18 protein-coding genes are annotated in these 18,344 nt (G+C 32.8%); 8 read left to right on the top strand and 10 right to left on the bottom strand.

From position 1 onward, the window contains the following. Window position 1 precedes the first annotated feature (1 nt). Entirely contained in the window at window positions 2-1,672 is a 1,671-nt protein-coding gene (locus ACY3JO_RS02095) for a lamin tail domain-containing protein (protein ID WP_463085166.1), read from the bottom strand. Window positions 1,673-1,774: 102 nt separating this feature from the next. On the opposite strand from ACY3JO_RS02095, the gene ACY3JO_RS02090 reads away from it, so the two are divergent. Then, a complete protein-coding gene (locus tag ACY3JO_RS02090) occupies window positions 1,775-2,209 on the top strand; it encodes an OsmC family protein (RefSeq protein ID WP_463085165.1) in 435 nt (144 codons plus the stop codon). Between the two features lies 1 nt (window position 2,210). On the opposite strand, the gene ACY3JO_RS02085 is transcribed toward ACY3JO_RS02090, so the two are convergent. Then, window positions 2,211-2,810 (bottom strand): glycerol-3-phosphate acyltransferase, encoded by a 600-nt coding sequence (locus ACY3JO_RS02085; protein WP_463085164.1) that lies wholly within the window; start codon window positions 2,808-2,810, stop codon window positions 2,211-2,213. Further along, window positions 2,800-3,840, bottom strand: a complete 1,041-nt coding sequence (locus ACY3JO_RS02080) for a glycosyltransferase family 2 protein (RefSeq protein ID WP_463085163.1) — start codon at window positions 3,838-3,840, stop codon at window positions 2,800-2,802. The genes ACY3JO_RS02085 and ACY3JO_RS02080 overlap by 11 nt, the downstream gene beginning before the upstream one ends. 176 nt (window positions 3,841-4,016) lie before the next feature. Here ACY3JO_RS02080 and ACY3JO_RS02075 point away from each other — a divergent pair, with 176 nt between their 5' ends. The 4 genes from ACY3JO_RS02075 to rfbD all read left to right on the top strand — a co-directional run bounded on the left by ACY3JO_RS02075 (window position 4,017) and on the right by rfbD (window position 7,018). After that, window positions 4,017-4,457 carry a type II secretion system protein gene (locus ACY3JO_RS02075; protein WP_463085636.1) on the top strand — a complete coding sequence of 147 codons (441 nt, stop codon included), beginning with the start codon at window positions 4,017-4,019 and terminating at the stop codon, window positions 4,455-4,457. Window positions 4,458-4,534: 77 nt separating this feature from the next. Continuing rightward, window positions 4,535-5,047 (top strand): flavodoxin family protein, encoded by a 513-nt coding sequence (locus ACY3JO_RS02070; protein WP_463085162.1) that lies wholly within the window; start codon window positions 4,535-4,537, stop codon window positions 5,045-5,047. 1 nt (window position 5,048) lies between these two features. Beyond that, on the top strand, window positions 5,049-6,164 hold the full coding sequence (locus tag ACY3JO_RS02065) for a hypothetical protein (RefSeq protein WP_463085161.1): 1,116 nt from the start codon (window positions 5,049-5,051) through the stop codon (window positions 6,162-6,164). Continuing rightward, complete coding sequence (gene rfbD, locus ACY3JO_RS02060) at window positions 6,161-7,018, top strand: dTDP-4-dehydrorhamnose reductase (protein WP_463085160.1); 858 nt, start codon at window positions 6,161-6,163, stop codon at window positions 7,016-7,018. Before ACY3JO_RS02065 ends, rfbD begins: the two co-directional genes overlap by 4 nt. Here rfbD and ACY3JO_RS02055 read toward each other — a convergent pair. The 5 genes from ACY3JO_RS02055 to ACY3JO_RS02035 all read right to left on the bottom strand — a co-directional run bounded on the left by ACY3JO_RS02055 (window position 7,006) and on the right by ACY3JO_RS02035 (window position 11,918). Then, entirely contained in the window at window positions 7,006-8,259 is a 1,254-nt protein-coding gene (locus ACY3JO_RS02055) for a Gfo/Idh/MocA family protein (RefSeq protein ID WP_463085159.1), read from the bottom strand. The genes rfbD and ACY3JO_RS02055 overlap by 13 nt on opposite strands. Beyond that, complete coding sequence (locus ACY3JO_RS02050; RefSeq protein WP_463085158.1) at window positions 8,252-8,638, bottom strand: BadF/BadG/BcrA/BcrD ATPase family protein; 387 nt, start codon at window positions 8,636-8,638, stop codon at window positions 8,252-8,254. Before ACY3JO_RS02050 ends, ACY3JO_RS02055 begins: the two co-directional genes overlap by 8 nt. Continuing rightward, entirely contained in the window at window positions 8,580-9,080 is a 501-nt protein-coding gene (locus tag ACY3JO_RS02045; protein WP_463085635.1) for a BadF/BadG/BcrA/BcrD ATPase family protein, read from the bottom strand. The genes ACY3JO_RS02050 and ACY3JO_RS02045 overlap by 59 nt, the downstream gene beginning before the upstream one ends. A 153-nt stretch (window positions 9,081-9,233) precedes the next feature. After that, window positions 9,234-10,805 carry an endo alpha-1,4 polygalactosaminidase gene (locus ACY3JO_RS02040; RefSeq protein ID WP_463085157.1) on the bottom strand — a complete coding sequence of 524 codons (1,572 nt, stop codon included), beginning with the start codon at window positions 10,803-10,805 and terminating at the stop codon, window positions 9,234-9,236. 126 nt (window positions 10,806-10,931) lie between these two features. Next, window positions 10,932-11,918 (bottom strand): SIS domain-containing protein, encoded by a 987-nt coding sequence (locus tag ACY3JO_RS02035; protein ID WP_463085156.1) that lies wholly within the window; start codon window positions 11,916-11,918, stop codon window positions 10,932-10,934. A 468-nt stretch (window positions 11,919-12,386) separates the two neighbouring features. On the opposite strand from ACY3JO_RS02035, the gene ACY3JO_RS02030 reads away from it, so the two are divergent. Together ACY3JO_RS02030 and ACY3JO_RS02025 are read left to right on the top strand one after the other, a co-directional pair. Continuing rightward, window positions 12,387-12,656, top strand: a complete 270-nt coding sequence (locus ACY3JO_RS02030) for a hypothetical protein (protein ID WP_463085155.1) — start codon at window positions 12,387-12,389, stop codon at window positions 12,654-12,656. 33 nt (window positions 12,657-12,689) lie between these two features. Then, window positions 12,690-13,589 carry a nucleoside hydrolase gene (locus tag ACY3JO_RS02025; protein ID WP_463085154.1) on the top strand — a complete coding sequence of 300 codons (900 nt, stop codon included), beginning with the start codon at window positions 12,690-12,692 and terminating at the stop codon, window positions 13,587-13,589. A gap of 51 nt (window positions 13,590-13,640) precedes the next feature. Here ACY3JO_RS02025 and ACY3JO_RS02020 read toward each other — a convergent pair whose 3' ends face one another. Continuing rightward, window positions 13,641-14,924, bottom strand: coding sequence for an apiosidase-like domain-containing protein (locus ACY3JO_RS02020; protein ID WP_463085153.1), 1,284 nt, complete (start codon window positions 14,922-14,924; stop codon window positions 13,641-13,643). Window positions 14,925-14,935: 11 nt separating this feature from the next. Next, window positions 14,936-16,132 carry a prolyl oligopeptidase family serine peptidase gene (locus ACY3JO_RS02015; RefSeq protein WP_463085152.1) on the bottom strand — a complete coding sequence of 399 codons (1,197 nt, stop codon included), beginning with the start codon at window positions 16,130-16,132 and terminating at the stop codon, window positions 14,936-14,938. A gap of 241 nt (window positions 16,133-16,373) precedes the next feature. On the opposite strand from ACY3JO_RS02015, the gene ACY3JO_RS02010 reads away from it, so the two are divergent. Further along, the gene (locus ACY3JO_RS02010) at window positions 16,374-18,284 is read left to right on the top strand and encodes an ABC transporter substrate-binding protein (protein ID WP_463085151.1); all 1,911 of its coding nucleotides are present in this window, start codon (window positions 16,374-16,376) and stop codon (window positions 18,282-18,284) included. Window positions 18,285-18,344 lie beyond the last annotated feature (60 nt).

The raw sequence follows: 18,344 nt of genomic DNA, 5'->3' as shown, positions 1-18,344 counted from the left end.
TTCATGGAGATATAGAATTTTTTGAGCCAGGCGTAGCATAAATATAATAAAATTTCCCATCATATCCTTGAACACTATAACACAACTTATTAGAAGATGCAAAATTGGAAGCATCATATAAAAGTCCTAAGAGACCAACATTTTTTAATTCCAATGAATAATACCTTTCTGTATTTCCCTCAAAAACAGGCTGACCTCCCATTGAAGAATTATAATATACATTACATACAGGAATTATCACTTCATAATTCTGAGCCAAACGATGCTCAAGTAAAGTAATAGTATAAGAATCATTTGGGAGCTCTCCAAAAGACGGTCCTAATCCATTATTAGAAACTCTTGCATAATTTATACCAGATAACCCATACCAACCTAAAATATCTGCAGAAGTTCCACTAACCACCATATACCGGCCAGGCAGAAGATTCCATGTTCCACTTACAAGGCTCATAATAGGATTTGAAGGAGTATATACAGCATAGTTATTATACCAATCAAGATAAGCCATAGATATGGTAGAATACGTAGGATTGTGGATCTCAATATATTCCATCATTCTTTGATCAGACGTATTCCATCTTAGTATAGTGCATGGAGAAGGATAATACATAATCTCAGATATCACTAATTTAGGCATTAGGCAATATGCTACATATACTACATTTCCTTGAAAAGTTATATAATTTAAATTAGAAGAGTTTGTCCAATTAGATGCATCCTGTGTTGGCAAAGAAAGAGACTTTCTAACCATGGAATACCATACCCTATACTGTCCTGATGTATTTCCAGGTTGTCCTCCAAAGGAAGGGGTGAAACTTATTTGATCAACAATTCTCCCAAAACTATCTTTTATTACAACCATATCTCCACTACTATTTAAAATTGATCCACCATTTCCAAGTCCAGAACTATTTGTCTTTATATAAATAGCATATTCTGGTAAAGGAAAATAATAAGAATTGATTAAATTAGAATTTATTGTCCCTATAACAGCAGACTTTCCTGGAAATAAAGTCCATGTATTGTTTACTGATACTGTAAATAGATTTCCATTAATACTCCATCCTCTTAGATCAACAGGATTTTGAGAATTATTGTAAATCACAACAAACTGGAGATCTGCTGTTCCAATATTATTCCCTAATTTATCCCTTGTAGGGGGAACATACATTATCTCCGTTATCAAAACTTCCCCCAAACTTGTTGGTATATCTGCCCTCAATCCCACATTGCTTGAATACTTCATTCCATTTATCATAGTTAAGGTAAATATAATGAACCTTATTTCACGAAGATTAGAAGTATAAGTATTATCAAGCCTTGTACCCGTAAAAGTTATGTTCTCAATAGGTCCTGCAAGAATCTGTCCATCAAGGGCAAAATATTTTTTACCATCCGCATCCACCACTATGGAGTATGTATGAGTCACACCTGTACTAAGATTTATAGTAAGAGTATTTGTACTCATATATAAGATTTCCCTTCCCTGCCTTATATCCCTGGCAAGCCTATCAAGAATTATCTGAGCATTATGAAATATTTCGTTTTCTTCTGATTTCCCAAAGAATAAATTCAGGCTTGTGGTAAATAAATTAGCAAGGAATAGGACAATAATCCCTAAGATAAAGATTGCTACCATTACTTCTATGAAAGTCAACCCCCTACTTCTCATGTTAATATTATATATCAAAATAATTAAACTATTAAATATTTACTTTTTTAGTAGGAGATGTTAGAATAACAGAAGTTAAAATTAACAAGGAGGTATATAGTAATGGGAAAAGTTACTTTTAAGGCAGAGGGAAAATGGATCGGTAAACTCAAAGTAGAGGCAAAAATTAGGGACAAATTCACTATTTACATGGACGAGCCACCTTCCCTTGGAGGAGAGGATACTGCTCCTAATCCAGTAGAAGTAGTATTATCAGCCCTTATCGGTTGTTTAGGAATCGTAATTCAAGTAGTTGCAAAAGAGAAAAATATTCCTATTCAAAATGTAGAGATTTATACAGAAGGTGATCTTGATCCAAAGGGATTTATGGGAGATCCTAACGTAAGAGCTGGATATGATGAAGTAAGAGTAAGGGTTAAGATTGAAGCTCCCGTAGACAAGGCAAAAATTGAAGAGCTTATGAAAGAAGTAGAAAGAAGATGTCCTGTCTCGGATATTATTAAGAATCCTGTAAATCTAAAAATATCCTTAGAATAATTTATGCATTAACAAGAACTTTATAAAGTTCTCTTCTATGGGTATAAATGATAATAATAAAATTGACTAAAAAGAAATATAAGATATAAATATCTCCAGTAAGAACCTTATAAATTATAAAGGGAATTAAGCACAAAAAACCATAAAATACTTTGAGAGCATCCTCTTCGGGGGATGCTCCATGCCATTTTGCCAGATTAAATATAAACATGGAAAGACCTAAAAAGAGTGGTCCTTGAAGACCAGTTACTACTGTCCAAGCACCAAAAGAAACTGATATAGCCTTTCCTCCTTTACCTCCAAGAAAGGGAGAGAAAACATGACCCAGTATTCCTGCCAAAGCGGCGGTAGTAATTACAAACCTATCTTTTAGATCCCTATATTTTATAAACCAAAGAAGAGGAAACATTCCCTTAAGATAATCAAGAAGCACACCCAATATTCCTATTTTCCAATTTGTAGAAATCCAGAGATTGTAAGCTCCGGGATTTCCATCTCTTACCTTTTTTAAATCTATATTGAGTAGCTTAGCTATAAAATAGGAATACATCATAGATCCTGAGAGAAATTGAAGAAAAATTATCATCAAACTATCCCACATTAATTCTTCTCCCCTTCCAGGAAACAGATTTTAAAAAGGATCCCCTCACTGTAGAATAGATAAGTACGAATACAAAGAAAAGAAAATGTAAAGGATAAAGAAAAGAATCTAAAATGTTATAATCTCCTAATTTCCTTGTTAATATGTAGAGCTGAAAAACAAAAAATAGATAAAAAATATTAAAAATACCATCATAAAAAGAACTTCCTAACATTCCATAAAACCAAGCTAAAAGATATAAAACCTTCTTAATACTCAAAGAAGATATAGCTTGAGAAGTATTCTTTGTAAATCCCTCTAATAAATCCCAAAAACCTCCAGGATACATCCTAAATTTTACATATTCTCCTCCAAGAAGGTTTGTAACGCTTATTCCCTTTTTCATACAAAGATTCCCAAAATAAAAATCCTCCACTACTTTATCTCTTATCTCTAAATGTCCTCCAACTTCCTCATAATCTTCTCTGGATATAAGCATCACCGGACCATATGCCCCTTCCTTACCAAAGGAAGACATGGTAATAACTGCTCCAAGATTAAATATAAAATTCAAATGCTCATAAAACTTTTCAAATCTTTGATAAGGCCAACAAGACACCAATCCTTTATATTTTTCATAACTTGTTAAAAGAACCTCTATAAAATCTTCTCTTGGCTCCACATCAGCATCAAGAAATAAGAGTAATTCCCCTTTTGACTCCAAATAACCATTCCATATTGCCCAATTCTTTCCTACCCAACCTACAGGTGGCTCCTCATGTAAAGATACTACCTTTACATTAAACCTTCTTGCTACCTCTTCTGTATTATCATCAGAATTATCATTTACAACTATGATTTCATAAGGTCTGTAAGTTTGCCTTTCAAGAAGAGAAAGAAGCTTGGGAAGATTTCTCTCTTCGTTTCTTGCAGGAATGATGACAGAGATGTTATAGTGTTTTGAGTTTAGCTCTTCCCTCTTAAGAAATTTAAGAGTCTTATAGTATAACCATCCTATAACCCATGAAAAGAGATAAAGTATACCCCTCATTTAAGAAATATTATAAAACAAAAAATAAGGAGAATACAATATATTAAATGAAACAAACTCAGAATGAGCAGGCACTGATGTGTATGTATAAAAATCCATGATACCAACTCCAGAGATGAAGATCTTGAATTATAGTGAGATTGAAATATTTTTATAATTATTATAAAATTGATAATATGAAGGCGAGGGGTTTTAATTTATTGGAGCTCCTAATTGCCATTTCGATTATTGCTATTTTGGTTACCATAGCAACTCCATTATATTTTGATGCCATAAGACAAGCCAAAAGAAACACTCAACTTGAGAACATGAGAATTATAAAAACATCCTTAGAATTATATTATTTAAAAAATGGAGCCTATCCTGATGGAGGATCTGATCCTACTGGAGATGCCTGGGCCTTTACAACCTATTTTTTTAATAATCCTCAATATTTCCCAGAACCCTTAATATGCCCATATAACAATAAACCATACAATGTAATCTTTTGGCAGGATTATTATACTGACTGGGATGCTATTTGGGACTGGATAGAAAGTACTAATAATTATCATCATATATATTACAGGACTGATACCCCTACTAAAAATTACGCCCTTACCTATTACTCTCGTTGATTAAAAACTCAAAAGTATAGTAAGATAATTTAAGATAATTAATAGATAGATATTTTTGAATATAAGGAGGGATTTTTGTGCCAAAAGTATTAATCATATATGATAGTGTTTCTGGTAATACAAAAAAGATGGCAGAAGAAGTGGAAAAAGGAGTAAAAGAAGTAGAAGGAGTTGAGGTTACTCTAAAGCACGTAGATGAAGCAAAACCTGAAGATCTTTTAAATTATGATGGAATTATAGTTGGATCTCCAGCTTATTGTGGTACCCTTACATGGAAACTTAAAAAATTCTTTGATGAAAGTGTTAGCATAGCATGGGGAAAAGTAAAAGGAAAAATCGGAGCAGCCTTTTCCTCTTCAGGAGGACTTGGAGGAGGCAACGAAGCTACTCTATATTCCATATTAACTATTCTTATGAATTATGGATACTTAGTATTTGGACTCCCAGACTACTCAGCCCCAGGTGTTACAGCCCATTATGGAGCTGTCTCTGTTGGATATCCAAAAGAGGCAGAACAGAAAGCCTGCAGGCTTCTTGGTAAACAGATGGCAGAATATGTAAAGATGATAAGTTGTGGAAAGGAGAAATAAAATGAAGGTTAAATTTTTACTAAGTCCAATAGCCTATGATGTTGAAAATAAATTAAGAGAAGCAAAAGAATACTTTGGAAAATATATCACTTTAGAAGAAAGTGAAAATCCAGATGCTTTAATATTACTTACAGGAGGAACTGAAGAGCTATCTATACCTTATTTAAAAGATGGTCTTTATCTGATTCCTTTTGGTACTTTTAACGGCTTAGCTGCAAGTTTAGAAATACAGGCATATGCCAAAGAAAAAGGAATAAAAACCATATTGATTCCAAAACCCGAAGAAAAGACTATGAAAGTTTTAAAAACCATTGATGAGATAAAAAACAAAAACGTGGGAATTATAGGAAAACCAAGTGATTGGCTAATAAAAAGTGGAAATTATGATGTATTAAAAGAGCTAGGATTAAATATCGTAGAAATTTCCCTTACCGAAGTGGAAGAAAACATGGAAGAAGATATAGAAATTGCTAATAAGATATGGAACTTATCAAAGGAAAAAAAGATCTCTTTTGAAGAGCTTAAAAAAGCAACCAAAATCTATTCAGCCTTAAAGAAAATTATCCAAAAATACAATTTAAGTGCCATTACAATTAGATGTTTTGACCTTGCTATAAATTTAAAGATTACAGGATGCCTTGCTTTATCCCTACTTAATGCGGAAGGAATCATAGCAAGTTGTGAGGGAGACACAGAGGCTCTCGCAACCATGCTTATTTCCTATAAATTAACTGGTAAAACTCCATTTATGGCCAATTTGACAAGGATAGACAATAACATCTATACCTTTGCCCATTGCACCATTTCTGTTAATATTCCTAAGTATTTTAATCTTAACACCCATTTTGAAACCTTAAGTAGTGTAGGTATAGAAGGACACATAAAAGCGGATAAAATTACCATATTAAGAATTGGGAAAAACCGTATATTTACTGTATTTACTGGAGAAGTGGTAGAAAAATCTTGGGAAAATAATATGTGTAGAACTCAGATATCAGTAAAGATAAAAGACGAAAGATTCTTAAAAAGCCCCATTGGTAATCATTTCATTATCCTCTTGGGGGATGAGGAAGATCTCATAAGTAGATTGGAAAAGATTGGGTGGGAAAGAGCATGAAAAGAAAGGTATTAATAACAGGTAGTAAAGGTTTTTTAGGAAGCTACTTTTTAAAAGAGTTTGAGGAAGAGGAAGTAATTCCTATAACTCACCAGGATATGAACATGGAAGATAAAGATACAATTGATAAAATCATAAAAATAAGACCAGATTTAGTAATACATCCTGCAGCCATAAGATCTCCAGATATGTGTGAGGAAGACAAAGAAAAAGCATGGAAAGTAAATGCTTTAGGCACTAAACATTTAGCCATTGCCTGTGCTCTTTTAGATATACCTTTTATTTATATAAGTACCGATTATGTTTTCTCAGGGGATAAGGATAACCTGTACACAGAATTTGATCCACCAAACCCTATAAATACCTACGGAAAAACAAAATTATATGGGGAGATTTTTACAAAAGAATTTTGTAAAAAATATTTCATCATAAGAACCTCTTATGTATTCGGCGAATATGGAAATAATGCTCTACCCCAGATATATAATACTTTAAAGGAAAGAAGAGAACTTCATCTTAGTAATTATCATTTTGCATCTTGTACCTATGCAAAAGACTTAGTAAGAAAAGTAAAAGAACTTTCCTGTACCCAACTTTTCGGTACATATCATATTGTCAATAAAGGAATCATTACAAGATACGACTTTGCATGTAAAGTAGCAGAAATAGCAGGCCTTTCAAAAGACAAAATCATTCCACTTAACCCAGAAAACTTTAAAGCACCTGCTAAAAGACCACTTTATTCTGTATTAAGAAACTATATCTTAGAACTATATAATATGGACGATATGCCCTATTATGAAGAATCATTAAAAAAAGCAATAAATAACTTAACTAATTATCATACTTCATAGAATACTCTTCTTACTTGATCCATATCAATTATTTTATTATTTAATCTAGATTCCTCTGCAGAAAAAGCCATAAGATGGCTTTCAATGGATTCTTCTATGTTTGATAATGTATCTTTTATTTCTCCCTTTAATGCTTTAACAAATTCTTCTAAAATTTTCTCATCTCCACCACCATGTCCTAACATATCTCTAAAGGGCAAATTGAGATTTATCAATTCTTCACCTTTTCCAAAATACTTCACTTCAATAATATTATTATCTAAATCCCCATAAATCTCTCCATGAGTTCCATAAATATTAATTTTTCTTGTAATTTTCTCTGTAAATGCTGTCATGGTGAAGGTGGCATATATGGAATTTTCAAATTTTAACGAAACAACTTGATGGTCTACCACATTATTATCAGAGAAATAAACACACCTTCCATAGGGACCTTCTCTTAAAGCTTTAAACCTTCCTTCTAACGATAAATCTTCAGATATCACAGAAACAGGCCAACCTGTGTAATCTACAAGATAAATTTTCTTAGCATCATAAGGACAATCAATCTTACAATCTAAACATCTTTCTACTGCTCCAGAAGGAGCTTTCTCCTTCCTAAAATGCACTAATTCTCCAAAGGATGATAAATATTTAACCTTTTCTCCCACTAAAAAGAGAAGAATATCTAAATCATGACAACTTTTAGCAAGAATAGAAGGAGCTGATGTATCTTTATTTCTCCAATTTCCCCTTACAAAACTATGGGCAAAATGGAAAAATCCAATATTTTCCACAAGATTAATACCCACTAAATCTCCGATTACCTTTTTCCTCAAAAGCTCCCGCAACTTTTGAAAGAATGGTGTATATCTTAAAACATGGGCTACAGTTATACTTGCATTATATTTTTTTACCTCTCCATAAAGATCTTTAATCTCCTCCATATTTACTCCAATTGGTTTCTCAAGAAGTACTTTATATCCCTTCTTTATAGCACTTTTTGCGGGTGCTACATGCATTCTATCCATGGTTGTTATTATTACTCCATCAGCAAATTTTTCTCTCTCAAACACCTCTTCCCAACTTTTAAATTGAAATTCCTTCGGTATACTATGTTCTCTTGCAAATCTATCCCTTCTTATATCGTTTGGTTCTGCCACCGCTACAACCTTTATATCAGGTCTTTTCAAAATTATCTTTCCATATGCCTCGTAGCCTCTATTTCCAGCTCCTATCATTATTACACTCACTTTATCCATTTTCTTCACTCCTTTCTAACTTCTTTAGGTTCTCAATGAAACTTTCATCAGGATAATATCCATAATAATTAACATAGGCATAAACAATAGCTCCAAGCACTGGAGAAACCTGAGTAGGTCTTACTTTATATCCTTCTTCATTAAGGGCCTTTATAAATTCTGCCCTCACAATTTCATTCTTTTCAATTACACTTCCACTATATGTCACAACTGGATACATAAGTCTTAACTTCTTCTTTGCTGTAACCACTGCTAAAACTAATTCCTTTGCAGATTCCTTCAATATTTTTATAGCCTTCTTTTCCCCTTTTAAAGCTATCTTATAGGTAATCTTTGCTACTGATGCTATCCTCTGACCTTCTATCCTTATTAGGATCATATATAAAGTTGATGAAATCTAAAGTATCTTTTAAACCTAATTCTTCAAAAAGCATTAAGGAAATTAATGACTTTTTAGACCTTCCATCAAGTTCTTTACTTACTTCTCTCAGAGTTTCTACCCCTATATAATAGGCACTTCCCTCATCCCCAATAATAATTCTCCACCCACTTACCCTTACTTCTCTATTTCCTTTTCTTCCGTAAGCAATACTCCCTGTTCCTGCCACCAAATGGATTCCATCCCTTGCTAAATTCCCACCAGCCCAACCAACTACCACATCATTTACAATAAAATTAGCATCAATTTGAATCTCTTCTTTTATTATCTTTCTTAATAGCTTTACATTATCCCTAAATTCACCAACTGCAGGAAGTCCAAAACAAGATATAGTCTCTTCTGGTCTTATCTCACTCAATACGGGTAATAGAAGTTCCCTTATGTTTTTCCTAAAAATCTCTTCCCCATTTTCTAATATATTAGTAGGCCCCGAAACATTTTAAAATACAAGCTTACCCTTCTCATCTACAATACAAGCTAAGGTTTTTGTGCCTCCTCTATCAACTCCAAGATAATACATACACACCCCTATCTACTACTTTATATCCACTTTTAATAAATTATTCTCCTCAATTATTTCATCTATTTTATTATCAGGATCAATCTTTAAATATAGGTCAGATATATTTGCACCTTTAGGAATTATATACTCTATCTCCTTAACCTCATTAGATTTCAATTCATTTATGAGAATTCTTTCTAAAACATTATTACTGTGATCAAGAATGAGAACTTCCACATTTCTTGCAGGTAAGAGTCCAGCATTTCCTATTCTAAAATATATTCTATCCTTTCCCTTTGAAATTTCAAATCTCCCAAAATGAAGCTCTGGCTTATTAGGATATCCTATGAGAAGTACCCTTACCCCTTGAAAACCAAACTTTTGTTGTATTAAAGGAGTGTCAGGATCACTATCAAAAATTTCCTCTCCCTTTAACTTCACTTCAAAAGTTTTAAAAACCCTACTACCTTCAACTGGTACTGAAGCAATAAAAGGCCAACTTCTACCATCATAAGTGGTTATTCTCAATGGTAAGTCTACATCATCGTAAATAGTAACATAAAAGATAGAATCCTTCTTTTCTTTAAAAGTAAGAACTACGCCTGCATCCCAACCTTCACACTTCCTTGCTAAAGAACCATAAAAATTCTCTAATTCTTTCCATCCAGGCCCATATATGTAAGCATATATATTACCTTTATCATTTTTCCCCATAACTATTAGCTGATCAGTATTTTCCCTATCATATTCCCTTTGTTTTACAGCCTTACTTAAATCATAGATCCTTGAGATGAATAGATCGGTAATTGAACCTAAAAGACCATATTTTTGCCATTGATTCCTAACATAATTAATAAGCTCTATGTCATACTCACCACTGAAATCTAAAACTAATATGATATAACCATATTTTTCAGCAAGATCTTTTTGCTCTTTTACTAAAGTGTCTGATATAACAAGTTTCTCATATTTTCCTGTTTCAAAATTATATCTACTGGCAAAAACTTCCCATAAAAGTGCATCAATATATTTTCCTGTCTCTTCAAGAAGTGGAAACCCTCTATTTTGAATTAAAATAGCATTAGAAAAAGTATCTCTTATCCTTTTTACCAGGTTTACCATTCCAGGTATTGTATCTGTAAATTCAACTGCTGTGTCTAAAGTATCTAAGAAAAAGCCATCATATCCTTTCTTAGCAATCATATCCCTCATTCGATTTAATACATAATCTTGCCAAGCTACACATCTTGAATCCATAAACCATGAATTCCAGTATTTATTTTTGCCAAGTACACAATCTCTGGGTATTCCAAGAGTAGCTGGATCTATATCTGCTTCTCCTATGCTAATATACACTACTACTTTTCTTCCTCGACTTTTCAAATAATCTATTTCCTCCTTTGTAAGAGTGTAATCTTGTACAACAATAAGATCATACTTTTCTAACTTATCCACCTTACCTTGTCCATAAAAGAACACAAAATTTTTAATGTTCTTTAATGGATTTTCTCTTGCCAAGGCAACGAGAGAAGTATTGATCACCATACATAAAGAGAAAAGCACAACTAAAAGAGTTATGGATAGAAACCTTAAGAAACTCTTCATATCCTAAAACTCCCCTTTCTGATGGTAAAATTTTCTTCCACCAACAAAATCATACTTTTTTGACTTACCCACATTTAGCCATAAAAGAATACAAATTCTAAATAATTAAAAATACAAAACTCTTTTTCAAAACATTACTATTTTAGTAAGATTTCTTGGACTTTCCACATTTACATTCTTATAATAAGCTATCTTTAAGCCAAGAATCTGTCCCCATAATACCTTAAGGAAGATACTTTCTGGCAAATAAGATACAGGAATGTGATCTCCATCATCCCCAATAGTAACAACCTTTGCTCCATAAGATTCCAATTCTTGTATAAGATCTTCTTCTTCCTTTAATCCTCTTCTAAAGAGAGATACTAAAAAACCCTCTTCTACTAATGATTTAGGACCATGTCTATATTCAAAAGTAGAATAAGCCTCTACCTTTGATAGAGACATTTCTTCCAGTTTTAAGGCAGATTCTCTGGCAATTCCCTCTTCTACTCCAAGTCCCAAAAAGAAATAATGTTTAAAATTTAGGTGCTCTTCAGCTATTTCTTCCATTTTTTGAATAATCTCAAGTGTCTTTTGCACAAGCTTTTTATAAGTATTAAAACCTTCTCCCATTATATAACTTGCAATAAGTTCTAAAGACAAAAGAATTCCAGAGAAAGATTTTGTCATCACAATAGATTCTTCCCTAAAAGGAAGTATTATGCTTACATTAGATATTTTTGTTAAAGAACTCTTGGGTTCCAAAGTTATGCCTAAGGATGGAATATTCATTTTTCTAAAAACTTCTCCTGCTTTAATCACTTCTGTTGATTCCCCTGATCGAGATATTAAAATAGCTGATCTTTTTAAAGATTTATTTCCTATATTCTCATGGGATGCAAAATATATTTCTCCCCCAGGAAGAAATTTTGTCTCCTTCCCTGTTTTTAATGTAAAAAATCTACTAGCAGAAAGGCTTAAATATAAGGATGTACCACATCCCACAAAATAAATTAAATCACTTTCCAAGATAAAAGATGGTATCTTTTCCTTAATAAAATAATTCTCCATAAATTCAAGGGTAAGAGGCAAAGTTTTGGCTTGTTCTTTTATCTCCTTTTCTACTAAAGACATCTTTATACCTCCTTCTTTTTCTTGAGGATCATCACCTTTTTACTAAACTATGACCATATTACGTTCATATATTGATAGAATTTTGATTATTATAGATTAAAAATGATATTTTTGTCAACAATTTAAGAAGATATTTATCAGAAATGTTCTTTGTTGATTGACAAAAAATACACTAAGTTTATAATTTTTACTAAAAACAATTCCCACATAATTAAATAAAAAGGAGATGCAAAAAGATAATAATTCCTCCAAGAATTCTTTTGGGACATGGTAGTTTAGAAAAATTAAGAAACAAAAAATTATTAAGTTAATATATTAAAGAGCTTAAAAATTGAATATGTGGTTTTTGATAAAATTCTTCTTAACATAGAATAGAAAAACCTGTCCTACAAAGAGTTACAATAACTACTACAGCTGGTACTAGTACAGCGAAAAATCCATGGAAAGTTATAACCAATGAGGAGAAAAATGAAAAAAGTAGAAGGATTCATTGTAAATACCTTAGAAGGACTAATTATGATCTCAGAGGTATACCATACACTTTTTGCTTCTAAAGTACTAGAAAGATATATACAGCTTGCAAAAGTCATGGGTATTGATGTAGATTCTCTTCCTCCTTTTGAAGGACCATATGCCTTTGTAAAAGCCATGAAAAAATTACAAGAAGAATACGGAGTAGGTAAGATGTCTGTGTATTCTCAAGCCCATTATTTTAAAAATGTGATTTTAAATCTATAATAAAACTAAATATTTAGCTTAGGAGGTTATTATATGAATAAGATTCCTGTAATTCTTGATACTGATATTGGAACTGATATTGATGATACATGGGCTCTTATCATGCTTATCAACTCCCCAGAACTGGACGTTAAACTAATAACAACTGTAAGTGGAGATACTATTTATAGGGCAAAAATTATTGCCAAAATACTTAAAATAGCAGACAAAAAAATTCCAATTGGTATAGGTCTTGGAGATCCCCAAAATTCTTTAAATCTTCAAGAGCTTTTTATAAAAGATTTCGATATAAATTCCTACGAAGGAGAAATATATGAAGATGGTATTCAAGCCATGGTTGATCTAATAAAAAATTCGGAAGAACCAGTTACTATAATATCTATAGGACCTGCTACAAATATAGCAAAGGCGATAGAAATCTATCCTGATCTACCTAAAAAATGTTATTTTGTTGGAATGCATGGAAGTATATATAAGGGTTATGGAGGCAAAGAAGGTAGAGAGCCAGAAGCTAACGTAAAATCTGATATTCCCTCTATTAGAAAGGTGTTTTCATCAGATTTTAAAGGCAAAATAATAACTCCCCTAGATACTTGTGGTCTTGTTTTCTTGGATGGGAAAAGATACAAAACGATATATAATTCAGAAAAACCCATTCTAAAAGTCTTAATAGAAAATTATAAAATATGGTCAAAACTTGTCCCATGGACAAAAGTAGATCCAGAAAATTACTCCTCAACCCTTTTTGATACCGTTGCTGTATATTTAGCCTATTCTCATGATCTCATAGAAATTGAGCCAATAAAAATAATGGTCACCGATGATGGTTATACAGTACCAGATGAAAAAGGAGATGAAATATTAGCGGCTATAAGATGGAGAGATCTAAATGCCTTTCTCGATCATTTAGTTGAGAGAGTAATAGGAGAATAGGTAAGAAAATTAATCTAAAAAGCCCGTAGTCTATGAACTACGGGCTTTATTTTACCTTAATCCTATCAATAAATAATCACTATTTACTGGAGACATTTTAATTATTGTTTCACCTTCTAATTTTTTAACTTCTGGCACAAAAATTTTTCTTTCCATAAGCTCTATTCCTTCCCACTTATAATCCTCAGTCAATCTCAATAATACATTAGAATTATATGGGTTATATATTACTAACTTATTTTTTCCCTTTGATACTCTTATCTCTTGGGTATCATTTATGAGTAAATCATTGGCTGGTTCTATATCATATAATTCATATTTTTCAAAAATCCACTTTGCAAAACTCACATCGTAAACTCCAGGAAATACTAAGGCATCTCTCCAATAATATGGTACAGCATAATCAGAAACAGAATATTCCCCTAATCCTTTCTCCCAAGACCATATACCATGAGCTCCATATGTTATCCCAGCTTTTGCACCAGAGAGGAGACTTTGCCATACAGCCTTTCTTACATCATTCCTTGTAAATCTACCATATACATTATAATTTCCTATAGATCCTATCCCTTCATAGCAAGGTTCTCCATTAACAATAGGCCTCTTGACTTTTTTATTATAAAATTTAAGGGCTGTTTCATATGCCCAATGCATTTTATCTTTAAAATGACAAGATTGATACATATAAAAATCATAGTAAGGAGAATTAATTATTTCCTCAGGTACATCAGCATAACCACCACAAAGATGCAAAGTTGTCAGAGAATTTGGAGCATACTTTTTAGCCATCTCTAATGCCTTTAAATAATATTCTGTTGCCCCATCCCCTTCAAAATTTGTATCACCAGATATTATAAATATAGGATTATAATCTTTGAATTTATCTATCACATAATATAAATACTCCTCTAAATTTTCCTTTGGTATAACGTGAGAGATACCTTTTTCTGCTAACATCTTAGATAACCAATTATCCGGTACATAATTTGCCCAAAGTATTACTAAAGCGGGAATTAGATTTCTCTCAACCATCATCTCTACCATATTTCTTGCTCTTTCAAAATACTCTTCGTTTATCTTATTAAAGTTCCATTTTCCATTGGGTAATACTTCAAAGGGATCCATGTAAATATCGGTAGCACTTCTATCCCATTGAGGAAGGACATCAATTTGGATAGCATTAAATCCCTGTAATCTCCTATAATTTAAATAATCTTTCCATTCCTCTAAAGTGATATTTGTAAAGGCACTCCAGCAAGTATCTGCAAAATAGAAAAATACTTTTCCATCTTTAATAAAATAATCCTTTGTATCCGATATTCTTATATACCCCATATATAAACCCCTTATTTAGAATTAGAGAATAGCCAATCTATCACATCTTCACTCTCATAGGCAGGCACCCAAGATGCATGAGGATGATATCCTATAGATTCAAGATAATCCTTAGGAAATTCTGTATATTTAACTTTTCCTCCAATATCAACCAACCTTCTTACTATCTCACGAGATAAGAAAACAGGCACTAAGGGATCATCCTCCGCATGAAATACCCACACTGGAATATCCTTTATTCTATCTACACTATTTAAATCTCCACCACCGCATATGGGAATAGCTGCTGAAAAGAGTTCGGGATGCTCTATAAGAAGAGCAAAAGTACCATATCCTCCCATTGAAAGCCCAGTTATATATATTCTATTTTTATCAATATTATATTTAGATATTAAATCCTTAATAAGATTTGCTACAGCCAAAAGCTCTTTATTCGCCTTAAAAGGATTTCCACCAGTAATAAGTCCTGTCCAACTGCTATAAGGAGGACATTGAGGAGCAAGTACAAAACAAGGATGCTCTGCTTGATGTCCTGGCTCTGCCCAAACTATGGCACCTCTGTTCCCTGCAAGAGGCAAATAATTATCATTTCCCCTTTCTCCTGCTCCATGGAGAAAGACTACAAGGGGATATCTATTAGAAGGATCAGTATTCTTAGGAATAAATAAACGGTAAGGTAGATCTAAGTTTAGCTCCTTATCATGATATAATTCCGCTATAAAATCATCGATAATCAAATGTTTCTCATCGGTATTTTTCAAAGAAAAGGCTGGAATCTTCTTACCATCAATAGAATATATATCAGTCTTTTGAGTTACTAAATACTCTAATTTATGCCTCCCTGTTAAAAACCTATTGTTATCAAAATATGTTGTAATAGCATTCATATCCTTAGGATCTAATTCTATAATTACATATCTTCCTCTATTAGCAAAAAAATTCATTACTAATCTTCCATCTGAATTTGCATATACCCTTTTCACAGTTCTTTTGCCAACATAACCAAGCTTTGATTCCACTTCAAATATATCTGGATTCAACCTATTCCCATCTACCTCATAAGCATATTCCAAAACTACAGCATAGACCTTCTCTCCTTCGGGGAAAACTCTAGTAACTAGAATGATACTTTTAACCTCATCCATGGAAAAATTCACCTCCAATAACATAAGACTTAAAAGTAAAAAAATTAAAATTTTACTTCGCATCTTTTACAACCTCCACTAAATATTTATTCATTATTTTATCATAATTTAAAAAATCAGTTATTAAAAAATTTTCTAATTTATTTTTAGACATTCCAATTTGTTTTGTGGTTTAACTTTTAGAAATATGCTATTTATAATCATATAATTAAAAAAGTTATTGATCTTTACTTTTTCCTCATATATAATACTTATTGTACCAAAATTTTAATAAAAATTTTATTTAAAGGGGGAGGCGCAACTCTTGAAAAAGGTACTTTTAATTTTAGCGATCCTTTTAGTACTTTTCTCCCTAACCGGTACAACAGCCCAAGTACTACCCGCAGGTATACCTCGAGACAAAACCTTAATTCTACCATTTCTCTTTGCTCCTTTACCTGTACCAGGTAACTGGAACCTGTGGGCAGGATGGAGGGCACAAAACTGCGGTCTTCATCAATTTGTAACAGAGCCGTTATGGACATTAAATCCAGATGTAGTAAAAGGTGGAATAATAAATGCTTTAGCTTCTGAAGGTCCTATATACAATAAAGATTTTACAAGACTTGTAATTAAATTAAGAAAAGGCATCTACTGGAGTGATGGTGTTGAATTTACAGCTGATGATTTGGTATTCACAATCCAAACAGTAAAGAATACTGAAGGTCTTGATTACCATGGTGCTATGCAAGACGTGAAAAGGGTTTATGCTTCTGACAGATATACAGTAGTTGTAGATCTTAACAAACCAAACGCCAGATTTCATACCTTCTTCTTAGAAAGATGGGGCGCTCTTAGACCAATGCCTAAGCGTATATTTAGTAAAGTGAAAGATATACTTACTTATGATTTTAACCCACCAGTAAGCTTAGGACCTTACGTATATGTAAGCCATGACCCTGCAGGTTACTGGGTACTTTGGAAGAAGAGAACAGATTGGCAAAGAACTGTCACAGGACAATTATTTGGAGAACCTAAACCAGAATATGTATTATTTATCAATTATGGACCACCAGAAAAGCAAAATATGGCTATGTTAAGACATGAACTCGATGCTATTCAAGGAACAGCAGAACAAATGTTAACAATGTTAAAAATGAGTAATACCACACGAAGCTATCGTGATACATGGCCATACATTGATCCAAGAGATATATCTACAAGAGGTCCTGCCTTTAACCATTTAGTATTCCCATACAATAATAAAGATGTGAGATGGGCTCTTGCTTTATCAATTGATATCGTAGAATTAGCTATATCCACATATAACGGGATGGTGGCTATGACCCCAGGACTTCCTCTTGTAGTAGGTAAAAACTTCTACGATTGGTACTTTAAGCCATTAGAACCATGGTTAAAGGATCTTACTCTTGATATTGGTGGTAGAGAAAAATTCAAACCGTGGGATCCAGATGCACCTTGGAGACTTCTTGATTGGGCAAAGAAAAACTATAAGGTAGATATTGATCCTAAAAATAAAGAAGAGGTACAGCTTACATTAGGATATGGTTGGTGGAAATATGCTCCTGATGTAGCAGAGAAATTATTAGTAAAGAATGGATTTAAGAAAATAGGAGGAAAATGGTATCTACCTGATGGAAAACCATGGAAAATAACAATATTAAGAGGGCCAGATCCTACTGATATGGCAAACATTGTAATTCTTGGAGTTGCAGAACAATGGAAGAAATTTGGAATTGATGTAGTATTCAATGTATCTGCAGCAGCTGCAACTCTTGCCTTAAATGGACAATTTGAAGTTTTAAATACAGGACATGGTGGATTCGCTGGTGAACCTTGGGGATTACATCCTGACCTCTACCTATGCTTTAATGCCATGAATAGTAAGTATGTAAGACCAATCGGAGAACCTACACTTGGATGGGCATGCAGATGGAGCGATCCAAGAATGGATAAGACAATCTCTTCTCTTGAAAAAACTCGTTGGAGTGATCTTGCCACCATCAAAAAGCTTGGCCTTGAAGGATTAAAACTTCAAATAGAAGAAATGGTTGCTATTCCTTGTTTCAATTGTCCTATTGCTATAGTCTTTGATGAATATTATTGGACTAACTGGCCAAGTCCTAAGAATGACTATGCACGTAGTGACAACTTTACAACTTGGCCTCAGTTAAAGTATATTCTCCATCAAATTAAACCAACAGGAAGAAAGTAAATATTGATTCTGGGTCAGGCAAGGTGTTAGCCTTGCCTGACCCTCAATAAAAGGAGGAAT

Source organism: Dictyoglomus sp. LHC4, assembly GCF_055181355.1.
Note: the sequence above shows the minus strand (reverse complement) of the source record. Positions and strands in the feature narration are given on the sequence as shown.

Coding starts and splice junctions, on each gene's coding strand:
- ACY3JO_RS02095 (WP_463085166.1), bottom strand. CDS start 1,672: ATGAGAAGTAGGGGGTTGACTTTCATAGAAGTAATGGTAGCAATCTTT.
- ACY3JO_RS02090 (WP_463085165.1), top strand. CDS start 1,775: ATGGGAAAAGTTACTTTTAAGGCAGAGGGAAAATGGATCGGTAAACTC.
- ACY3JO_RS02085 (WP_463085164.1), bottom strand. CDS start 2,810: ATGTGGGATAGTTTGATGATAATTTTTCTTCAATTTCTCTCAGGATCT.
- ACY3JO_RS02080 (WP_463085163.1), bottom strand. CDS start 3,840: ATGAGGGGTATACTTTATCTCTTTTCATGGGTTATAGGATGGTTATAC.
- ACY3JO_RS02075 (WP_463085636.1), top strand. CDS start 4,017: ATGAAGGCGAGGGGTTTTAATTTATTGGAGCTCCTAATTGCCATTTCG.
- ACY3JO_RS02065 (WP_463085161.1), top strand. CDS start 5,049: ATGAAGGTTAAATTTTTACTAAGTCCAATAGCCTATGATGTTGAAAAT.
- rfbD (WP_463085160.1), top strand. CDS start 6,161: ATGAAAAGAAAGGTATTAATAACAGGTAGTAAAGGTTTTTTAGGAAGC.
- ACY3JO_RS02055 (WP_463085159.1), bottom strand. CDS start 8,259: ATGGATAAAGTGAGTGTAATAATGATAGGAGCTGGAAATAGAGGCTAC.
- ACY3JO_RS02050 (WP_463085158.1), bottom strand. CDS start 8,638: ATGATCCTAATAAGGATAGAAGGTCAGAGGATAGCATCAGTAGCAAAG.
- ACY3JO_RS02040 (WP_463085157.1), bottom strand. CDS start 10,805: ATGAAGAGTTTCTTAAGGTTTCTATCCATAACTCTTTTAGTTGTGCTT.
- ACY3JO_RS02035 (WP_463085156.1), bottom strand. CDS start 11,918: ATGTCTTTAGTAGAAAAGGAGATAAAAGAACAAGCCAAAACTTTGCCT.
- ACY3JO_RS02030 (WP_463085155.1), top strand. CDS start 12,387: ATGAAAAAAGTAGAAGGATTCATTGTAAATACCTTAGAAGGACTAATT.
- ACY3JO_RS02025 (WP_463085154.1), top strand. CDS start 12,690: ATGAATAAGATTCCTGTAATTCTTGATACTGATATTGGAACTGATATT.
- ACY3JO_RS02020 (WP_463085153.1), bottom strand. CDS start 14,924: ATGGGGTATATAAGAATATCGGATACAAAGGATTATTTTATTAAAGAT.
- ACY3JO_RS02015 (WP_463085152.1), bottom strand. CDS start 16,132: ATGCGAAGTAAAATTTTAATTTTTTTACTTTTAAGTCTTATGTTATTG.